The following is an 8,411-nucleotide window of genomic DNA, read 5'->3' as shown; positions in this document are numbered from 1 at the left end:
GTCGGGCCCGCGAACTACTCGGTGCTACTGGATGGCGTCGATGAAGCCCTGAGCCTCGGAACGCAGGTCGGCCGAGATCGGGGCCGAACCAGCCGCCTCAGCGGCGAGGGCCTGGCCCTCTTCGCTGATCACGTAGCTGAGGTACGCCTTGACCAGGTCGACCGGGGCACCCTCGGTGTACTCGTTGCACGCGATGAGGTACGAGACGAGCACGATCGGGTAGACGCCGACCTCTTCCGAAGCACGGTCGAGGTTGATCGCGAGGTCACCCGGGCCGCGGCCCTCAACGCGAGGGGACGCGTCGACGATGGCTGCAGCGGCCTCCGGAGAGAAGGGTACGAAGTCGCCACCCACGGCGACCGCGACGGTGCCGAGGTCACCGGCGCGCGACGCGTCGGCGTAGCCGATGGTGCCGGTGCCGTTCGTGACAGCGTCGACGACGCCGGAGGTCTGCGGTGCAGCCTCTCCGCCGTACTCGGTCGGCCACGTCTCGATCTGGCCAACGGTCCAGACATCGGGGGCGTTAACCGCGAGGTAGTCGGTGAAGTTCGCCGTGGTGCCCGAGTCGTCCGCGCGGTGCACGGCCGTGATCGGCAGGTCGGGAAGCTCGACGCCCTCGTTCGTGGCGGCGATCGCCGGGTCGCTCCAGTTCGTGATCTCGCCCGCGAAGATGCCGGCGATGGTCGCCGCATCCATGTTGAGCGAGTCGATGCCCTCGAGGTTGAAGATGACCGCGATCGGGGAGATGTAGGCAGGGATCTCGATGATGCCCGTGCCGGGGACGCACGAGGCGAAGTTGTCCGCCGCGATCTCCTCGTCGTTGAACGCACGGTCAGAACCGGCGAACTGCGAGCCGCCGCCGATGAAGGTCTCGCGGCCTCCGCCGGAGCCGATCGGGTCGTACTCGACGGTGGTCTCGGGGTTGGCCTCCTGGAAGCCGACGACCCAAGCCTCCTGGGCCGACTGCTGCGACGAAGCGCCGGCGCCCACAAGGGTGCCGGAGAGGGCCGAGGTCTCGCCCTCGGAGCCGTTGTCGGTGGTCTCGCCGCTCGCGCAAGCGCTGAGCACGAGGGCACCGGCGGCGATGATGGCAGCGAAGCTGCCCGCACGCGTGATGTTCACTGTGTTCCCTTCGGGGATTGGTGACAGGGTGGTGGGCCGAGCGGATCACCCGGCACGTCACAGACGCTAAGGAGCCTTGTTGACGAGAGTCGGCGCTCTCGGTGAACGGGAGGTGAACGAGGGCGGAACTCGACGCCGGGGGAAGGGGTTCAGCCCGCGGCCGGAGAATGAGTCTCGACCGCGACGAGGCGGGGCGTCTCCGTCTCGGCGGAGAAGTGCAGAACGGAGTACTCGCCGGTGGAGAGCGCGGCACTCTGGCGCAGCGCCCCGTCGATCGTGGCGCCTCCTGTCGCCGCAGCGGCGGCGATGATCTGCGGGATGACCGGGCCGTGGCTGCACAGCACGCTCGACTCCCTGCGCGCGAGGCGCTTGCCGACGACCTTCGCCACCTTCTCGCCGTCACCGGCGTACGCGTCCTGGCTGAGCGACTTCGATGTCTTGACGGGCAGCTCGAGCAGTGTCGCCGTCGGATCGATCGTCGACAGGCAGCGCGCGGCGGTGCTCGAGACGAGCGTGGTCGGCCCGAAGGCGGCGACGCCGCCCGCCACCGAGGAGGATTGTTCGAGCCCGCGGTGCAGCAGCGGTCGCGTCGCGTCCGGGCCGTCCCACTGATCGTGGGGCATCGCCTTGCCGTGACGCAGCACGACGAGTGCGAAGGTGCGAGCAAGCCCGGCATCGAAGAGGGCGGCGAACCGATTCACGACGTCAGCGTCGTGCTCATAGCTGAGGCGCTTGGCGGCCTTCGAGGCGACGACCCACTCGAGAGCACGAATCTCCCCGTTGGCTTCATAGCTATGGCGCTCGGCCGCGCCGGGGTCGACCTCGGCGGCCCAGTAGTGCACGACCTTGTCCTTGCCGCTCGGCAACGTGTACTCGACCGTGCCGAGCGGGGCGCCGAGCACGACGTCGAATCCGGTCTCCTCGGCGATCTCGCGCACGGCGGTGTGCGGCAGGGTCTCACCAGGGTCGACCTTGCCCTTCGGCAGCGAGACATCCTTGTGCTGAGTGCGGTGCACGAGCAGGATGCGCGCCTTGCCGTCGACGAGCTTCCAGACGACGGCGCCCGCGGCGAGCACGGTCGCGGAGGCGGTCGCGGTGCTGCTCGCGGGGGTCATCGCTTCTTCGGGCTGCGGCGTCGGTCGGCGATCGACTTCATGAGGCCATTCTGCACGTCATCGAGATCGCCCGAGGCGCCATCGAGGTGGTGTCGCTGCCACGTGCCGTCCGGGTGCAGATGCCACGAAGCTGCCTCGTCGTGCAGATGGCGCTCGAAGAGCTCATCGACCTGCGCGATGTGCGCGGGGTCGCTGAGCCGGATGAGTGCCTCGATGCGACGGTCCAGATTGCGGTGCATCATGTCGGCGCTGCCGATGTACACCTGCGGTTCGCCGTCGTTGTGGAAGGAGAAGATGCGCGAGTGCTCGAGGTAGCGCCCAAGCACGCTGCGCACGCGAATGGTCTCGCTGAGCCCCTCGCGCCCGGGCACGAGGGCGCAGATGCCGCGCACCACGAGGTCGATGGGCACACCCGCCATGCTGGCCTGGTACAGAGCGTCGATGATGGCCTCGTCGACGATCGAGTTGAGCTTCAGGCGGATGCCGGAGGGCTTGCCAGAGCGGGCATTCTTCGTCTCGGTGGCGATGAGCTTGAGCAGGCCCTTGCGCAGATACCGCGGAGCAACGAGGAGCCGCTTGTACTTCTTCTCGATCGCATAGCCCGAGAGCTCGTTGAACAGTCGGGTGAGGTCGCGGCCGACCTGCTCGTCGGCCGTGAACAGGCCGAGGTCTTCGTAGATGCGACTCGTCTTGGGGTTGTAGTTGCCCGTGCCCACGTGGCTGTACGAGCGCAGCGAGCCGTCGGGCTCCTGGCGCACGACGAGCGCGAGCTTGCAGTGGGTCTTGAGCCCCACGAGGCCGTAGACGACGTGCACGCCGGCCTTCTCGAGCTTGCGCGCCCAGTCGATGTTGTTCTGCTCGTCGAAGCGCGCCTTGATCTCGACGAGCGCGAGCACGGCCTTGCCCGCTTCGGCGGCGTCGATGAGTGCTTCGACGATGGGGCTGTCGCCGCTCGTGCGATACAGCGTCTGCTTGATCGCGAGCACGTTCGGGTCTTTCGCCGCCTGCTCGAGGAAGGCCTGCACGCTCGTCGCGAAGGACTCGTAGGGGTGGTGCACGAGGATGTCGCCCTCGCGAATGGAGGCAAAGACGTCGGGCGCGGTGTTCGGCTCGCCCGGCTGCAGCTGCACGGGCGTGACCGGCACGTGCTTCGGGTACTTGAGAGAGGGCCGGTCGATCTTCGCGAGCTCGAAGAGCCCGCCGAGGTCGAGCGGCGCCGGCAGGCGGTAGACCTCCTGCTCGGTGATGCCCAGCTCGCGCACGAGCAGCCCGAGCGTCACCGGGTCCATGTCGTCAGTGATCTCGAGACGGATGGGAGGCCCGAAGCGGCGCCGCAGCAATTCGCGCTCGAGGGCCTGGATGAGATTCTCGGTCTCGTCCTCCTCGATCTCGACATCCTCGTTGCGCGTCACGCGGAACTCGTGGTGCTCGAGGATCTCCATGCCCGGGAAGAGCTCGTGCAGATGGTTCGAGATGAGGTCTTCGAGGGTGAGGAAGCGCAGATTGCCCGAGGAGCTGTCGGCCAGCTGCACGAAGCGCGGCAGCACCGTGGGCACCTTGAGGCGGGCGAACTCGATCTTCGCCGTCTTCGGGTTGCGCACCCGCACCGACAGGTTGAGCGAGAGGCCCGAGATGTAGGGGAAGGGGTGAGCAGGGTCGACGGCCAGCGGCATGAGCACGGGGAAGATCTGCTCGGTGAAGATCTCGTCGACGCGAGCGCGATCGGCGTCGTCGAGATCTGCCCACGTCTCCACGTGGATGCTCGCCTCGTCGAGGGCCGGCTTGACGAGGTCGTGGAAGGCGCGCGCGTGCCGGTGCTGCAGCTCGAGCGCGAAGCTGTTGATGCTCGCGAGCACGTCTGCGGGCACGCGCCCCGTGTTGGTCGGCACGGCGAGGCCGGTCACGATGCGCCGCTTGAGACCGGCGACGCGCACCATGAAGAACTCGTCGAGATTCGAGGCGAAGATCGCGAGGAAGTTCACGCGCTCGAGCAGGGGAACCGTCGGGTCCTCCGCGAGCTCGAGCACGCGCTGATTGAAGTGCAGCCAGCTCAGCTCGCGGTCGAGATAGCGGTCGGTGGGCAGCGTGCCGTCATCGACGCTCGTGGTCTCGTCGTAGTCGTCGGAGAAGTCTCCGCCCACACCACCGTCGACCTGATAGTCGCTCGTGCTCGTGCCCTCGTCGTGCATCACGACAGTCTGACACCACCGGGTGTCTCGCGAGCGACACAGACATTAATGCTTGTCGCCAGCGCGAGGGGTTGCGCCGGCCAAGCTGTCAGGGCGAACGACATAGACTCGAATCTATGGATGCTCGTGCTCCACTGGCCCCGGGAATCGCCGCGCTGGGCGACCCGACGCGGGGAGACATCGTGCGATACCTGCTCGACTCGCCTGGCGGCAGCGCGACAGTGGGCCGGCTCACCGAGCACCTGGCCCTGCGTCAACCGACCGTCTCGCACCACCTCAAAGTACTCCTGGGTGCGGGCGTCGTCGCGCGCGAGCCCCGTGGTCGCGAGGTCTGGTACTCCGTGCCCGCCGACGTGGCGTCTCGACTCGATGAGTGGCGTCCCCAGGCTGCGCGGGAGGCCATCGATGCGACGCTACTCGATCGCATGGTCGCCGACCTCGAGGCACGATTTGCGGGCACTGTCTCGGCGGAGACGGTGCGGCATGTGATCACCGAGAGTGAGCGCCTGCTCGCCGAGCGTTCGGGCGGCCATGCCTACCCATCGGCAGTCGCGCAGTTCAGCGCTGAGCGTCTCGCCGCTCTGGAAGCGTCGCATGAGAGCGAACGACAGCGAATCGATGCGTCTCCTGTCGAATTGCTCTTCGTGTGTGTTCAGAACGCGGGGCGATCGCAACTCGCCGCGGCTATCGCGCGCCATCTCGGTGGTGATCGAGTACGAGTTCGCACGGCCGGTTCCGCCCCCGCCGGCGCCGTCCGCCCCTCCGTCATCGCAGCCCTGGAGGAGTTGGGGGTGCCCTTGGGCGCCGAGTTCCCGAAGCCCCTCACCGACGATGTCGTGCGCGCCGCGGATGTCGTCGTGACCATGGGCTGCGGCGATGCATGCCCGGTGTTCCCCGGTCGGCGCTACCTGGATTGGCCCGTCGACGATCCTGCAGATCGACCGATGGACGCCGTTCGCGCCATCCGAGACGACATCGACGCGCGCGTTCGGGGACTCTTGACCGAGCTCGACGTTCTCACTGCCTGACGCTCGCTCGTCGGGACTTCCCCGTCGTATAGATTTGTGTCTATACTTCGAGCATGAGGTTCTCGTTATCCAAGAAGAAGAAGGAGGCCGACACGGCCGGCCTTCCCACCGTGCTCTTCGTGTGCGTGCACAACGCCGGGCGCTCCCAAATGGCCGCCGGCTACCTGCAGCACCTCGCCGGCGACCGCGTCACCGTCCTCTCCGCAGGGTCGGAGCCGAAGGACAAGGTCAACCCCATCGCCGTGGAGGCCATGGCCGAGGAGGGCATCGACATTGCGAACAACGTGCCGAAGATCCTCACCACGCAGTCCGTGGTGGACTCGGACGTGGTCGTGACGATGGGGTGCGGCGACGCGTGCCCGATCTACCCCGGCAAGCGCTACGAGGACTGGGTTCTCGAGGATCCGGCCGGTCAGGACATCGAGACCGTGCGCGGCATCCGCGACGACATCAAGCGGCGGGTGGAAGCGCTTCTGACAGAAATCGCCCCCGCGCACTGACGCGTTCACGTTCCGTTTCCCTGCGGCGTATCTCATGCAGTCAGAGCCGCTGCGCCCGCGCGGCCCCGAGGGATGGCCATGACGAGTACGACGCACGAGGAGACCGCAGCGCAGCATCCGGCGGTCTTCCGTCGCGTGGTCGTGTGCGGCGCACTCGCCGACGTGTGCGCGAGCCCTGATCGCGACCTCGTGCGCAACGGCATCGACCTCGTGGCGCGCGCCAGTTGCGCGGAGATGCTCGTCGCCCTGCACGAAGACGCCCCCGACGCCGTGCTCGTGCCCGCGCAGGCCTCCTCCGGCTCGCTCGCCGAGGTCATCGATGTCGTGCACCGGTGGGCGAGCATTCCCGTGCTGGTCGGGATCCATCCGGGAGAGCCGGGGAGAGGCGACGCCGAGCGCGCCCTCGATGCTGGCGCGAACTCCCTCGTGACGCTGCCCGTCACCGCCGAAGAGCTGCGCCGCGCCCTCGCCGGGCTCGGCTTCGCCGCCCACGCGAGCACTCAGACCGTGCAGGTGGGCCGGCTGCGGGTCGACGCCGTGGCGCATCGAGCCCTGCTCGACGAGCTCGAGATCGGCCTCACGCACCGCGAGTTCTCGATTCTGCACTTCCTCGCCGCCCGATCTCCGCGGCACGTACCGGCCGGCGACATCGCCCGTCAGTTCTCCCCGTCGGCAGACCCCGACGCCGCGGCACGCGCCGTGCGAGTGACGATCGGCAGCATTCGCGCGAAGCTCGCGCGCACCGCCGACCATGGCGATGCCGTCATCCAGACCGTGCGCGGCGTCGGCTACCGCGTGAACGCCTGAACGGCAGCGAACCTACGCGGTCGCGATCGCGACGATGGGCGTCGTCGTCGGCGCGAGGCTACCCGAGCTCGGCTCGACCGTCACCCCGACGACCGTGCCGGCCTCGAAGGTGCCCTCGAGCACCTGCACGACCGCGCCGTCCTCGCCGACCGAGAACAGGCCAGCGGGGGTCGGCTCGCCGTCGGTGATGTACCAGAGGGCGTAGGCCTGCTCGTCGGTGAGCTCGGGGAGCCCCTCGAACACCATGGCGGAGAGGCCGAGGCTCTCGGAGGAGACCAGCGTGGCACTCGCCCCGCCCTCAACCGGTGAGGCGACCGTCTGCACGTCGGGCGCGGCGACGATCGCGGCGAGCTGCTCGGCGTCACCGGCCGCAGGGTTCACGAGGTCGGCGGCGAGCACGCCGCCGAAGAAGAGAGCGACCGCGGCGGCCGCGGCGATCACGACGGAGCCCGGGCGGTGGAACCACCGGGTCTGCGCTCGACGCTCCGCGAGACCCGCAGGGGCACCTGCAGCTGCCGAGCCCTCACGCGCGTCGGCCGATCTGCCCACGGGCACGGCCGACGGAGGCGTAGACACTTGCGGCGTCGTTACCTTGGGAGACACCTGCGGTGCCTCGGCGATGCGCGCCATGACGGCATCCTTCATGGTCGCCGACGGGGCTACCGGCGGCACAGCGAGACCGAGGGCGGCTCGCGTGTCGGCGAACTCCTCATCGGTCATCACGTCATCGGCATCACGGTTCATGACGCCACCCCCAATTCTTCGCGCAGACGGATCATGCCGTCGCGCAATCGAGTCTTGACGGTGCCGATCGGCACACTGAGCATGGTCGAGACCTCGCTGTGGGTGTACCCGCCGTAGTAGGCGAGCTCCACAGCCTGTCTCTGCAGCTCCGTGAGCTTCGTCAGCGCCTTCTCCACTCGCTCGTGTTCGATGCGGATCTCCACGTTCTCCGCGACGGAGTCGTACTCCCGCCCCAGATCACGAATGCCGATCTTGGTATCCCGGTCTCGCGACGACTGCGCACTGCGTACGCGATCGATCGCTCGCCGGTGGGCCATCGTCAGCATCCAGGTCACCGCTTTCCCCTTATTCGGATCGAAGCGCGGTGCGGTTTGCCAGATCTCCAAGAGCACCTCCTGCACCACCTCCTCCGATTGGGCGTGATCCTTGAGCACGTGCCGCACAAGGCCGAGCATGCGCGGCGTGATGAGGTCGTAGAGCTCGCTGAACGCGCGCTGGTCGCCCTGGGCGACGCGCTGCAAGAGGTCGGTCGCCGCGTCGAGCACGCTCGGCGCACTCACGGTGACTTCGGTTTCGGGGGACACTCCCCCAGCATTCCACCCCTCGTGCTGAATGTCCCGTCAGGACACTCGGCTACGGCGCCTGCGGCCCGCGGCTAGGTGTAGTGCCCAGGCAGGTTGTTCAGCCGGCTGATGGGTGGAACCTTGCCGATGGCGGTGTGGGGCCGATGGTGATTGTAGTGATGCAGCCATGCCGGGAGGGCGGCGCGGCGGGCTGATTCGGAGTTGAGTGGAGTCCCGCATAGTGGTGTAACGCCCGGTGGCCCACCGCGTCGGTGACGACGTGAACGCGGTCACCGTGTGATCCTTCGAGGAAACTCTCACATCCCTCTCGAAAGGCATCAAC

The 8,411-nt window shown here is 67.9% G+C and carries 8 protein-coding genes and 1 pseudogene; 3 read left to right on the top strand and 6 right to left on the bottom strand.

The features are described from left to right. Positions 1-24: 24 nt before the first annotated feature. From FK219_RS04725 to FK219_RS04715, 3 genes are all read right to left on the bottom strand, one after another. Positions 25-1,122: a phosphate ABC transporter substrate-binding protein PstS gene (locus FK219_RS04725; RefSeq protein WP_152582244.1), complete on the bottom strand. Its 1,098-nt coding sequence runs from the start codon at positions 1,120-1,122 to the stop codon at positions 25-27. Between the two features lie 149 nt (positions 1,123-1,271). After that, positions 1,272-2,237 carry an NUDIX hydrolase gene (locus FK219_RS04720; RefSeq protein ID WP_152582243.1) on the bottom strand — a complete coding sequence of 322 codons (966 nt, stop codon included), beginning with the start codon at positions 2,235-2,237 and terminating at the stop codon, positions 1,272-1,274. Continuing rightward, positions 2,234-4,426: an RNA degradosome polyphosphate kinase gene (locus FK219_RS04715; protein WP_152582242.1), complete on the bottom strand. Its 2,193-nt coding sequence runs from the start codon at positions 4,424-4,426 to the stop codon at positions 2,234-2,236. The genes FK219_RS04720 and FK219_RS04715 overlap by 4 nt, the downstream gene beginning before the upstream one ends. Positions 4,427-4,542: 116 nt before the next feature. On the opposite strand from FK219_RS04715, the gene FK219_RS04710 reads away from it, so the two are divergent. From FK219_RS04710 to FK219_RS04700, 3 genes are all read left to right on the top strand, one after another. Then, the gene (locus FK219_RS04710; protein WP_152582241.1) at positions 4,543-5,454 is read left to right on the top strand and encodes a metalloregulator ArsR/SmtB family transcription factor; all 912 of its coding nucleotides are present in this window, start codon (positions 4,543-4,545) and stop codon (positions 5,452-5,454) included. A gap of 53 nt (positions 5,455-5,507) precedes the next feature. Then, the gene (locus tag FK219_RS04705) at positions 5,508-5,954 is read left to right on the top strand and encodes an arsenate reductase ArsC (RefSeq protein WP_152582240.1); all 447 of its coding nucleotides are present in this window, start codon (positions 5,508-5,510) and stop codon (positions 5,952-5,954) included. A 78-nt stretch (positions 5,955-6,032) separates the two neighbouring features. Then, positions 6,033-6,761, top strand: a complete 729-nt coding sequence (locus FK219_RS04700) for a winged helix-turn-helix transcriptional regulator (RefSeq protein ID WP_165638055.1) — start codon at positions 6,033-6,035, stop codon at positions 6,759-6,761. 12 nt (positions 6,762-6,773) lie between these two features. Here FK219_RS04700 and FK219_RS04695 read toward each other — a convergent pair whose 3' ends face one another. The 3 genes and pseudogenes from FK219_RS04695 to FK219_RS04685 form a co-directional block, all read right to left on the bottom strand. Beyond that, positions 6,774-7,505 (bottom strand): anti-sigma factor, encoded by a 732-nt coding sequence (locus FK219_RS04695; RefSeq protein WP_152582238.1) that lies wholly within the window; start codon positions 7,503-7,505, stop codon positions 6,774-6,776. Continuing rightward, positions 7,502-8,089: a sigma-70 family RNA polymerase sigma factor gene (locus FK219_RS04690; protein WP_152582237.1), complete on the bottom strand. Its 588-nt coding sequence runs from the start codon at positions 8,087-8,089 to the stop codon at positions 7,502-7,504. Before FK219_RS04690 ends, FK219_RS04695 begins: the two co-directional genes overlap by 4 nt. A gap of 71 nt (positions 8,090-8,160) precedes the next feature. Beyond that, positions 8,161-8,289, bottom strand: a pseudogene (locus FK219_RS04685) (integrase core domain-containing protein); the annotation flags it as partial. Positions 8,290-8,411: the final 122 nt, after the last annotated feature.

The organism is Microcella pacifica (assembly GCF_009371975.2).
In the GTDB taxonomy this organism is placed as follows: domain Bacteria; phylum Actinomycetota; class Actinomycetes; order Actinomycetales; family Microbacteriaceae; genus Microcella; species Microcella pacifica.
Note: the sequence above shows the minus strand (reverse complement) of the source record. Positions and strands in the feature narration are given on the sequence as shown.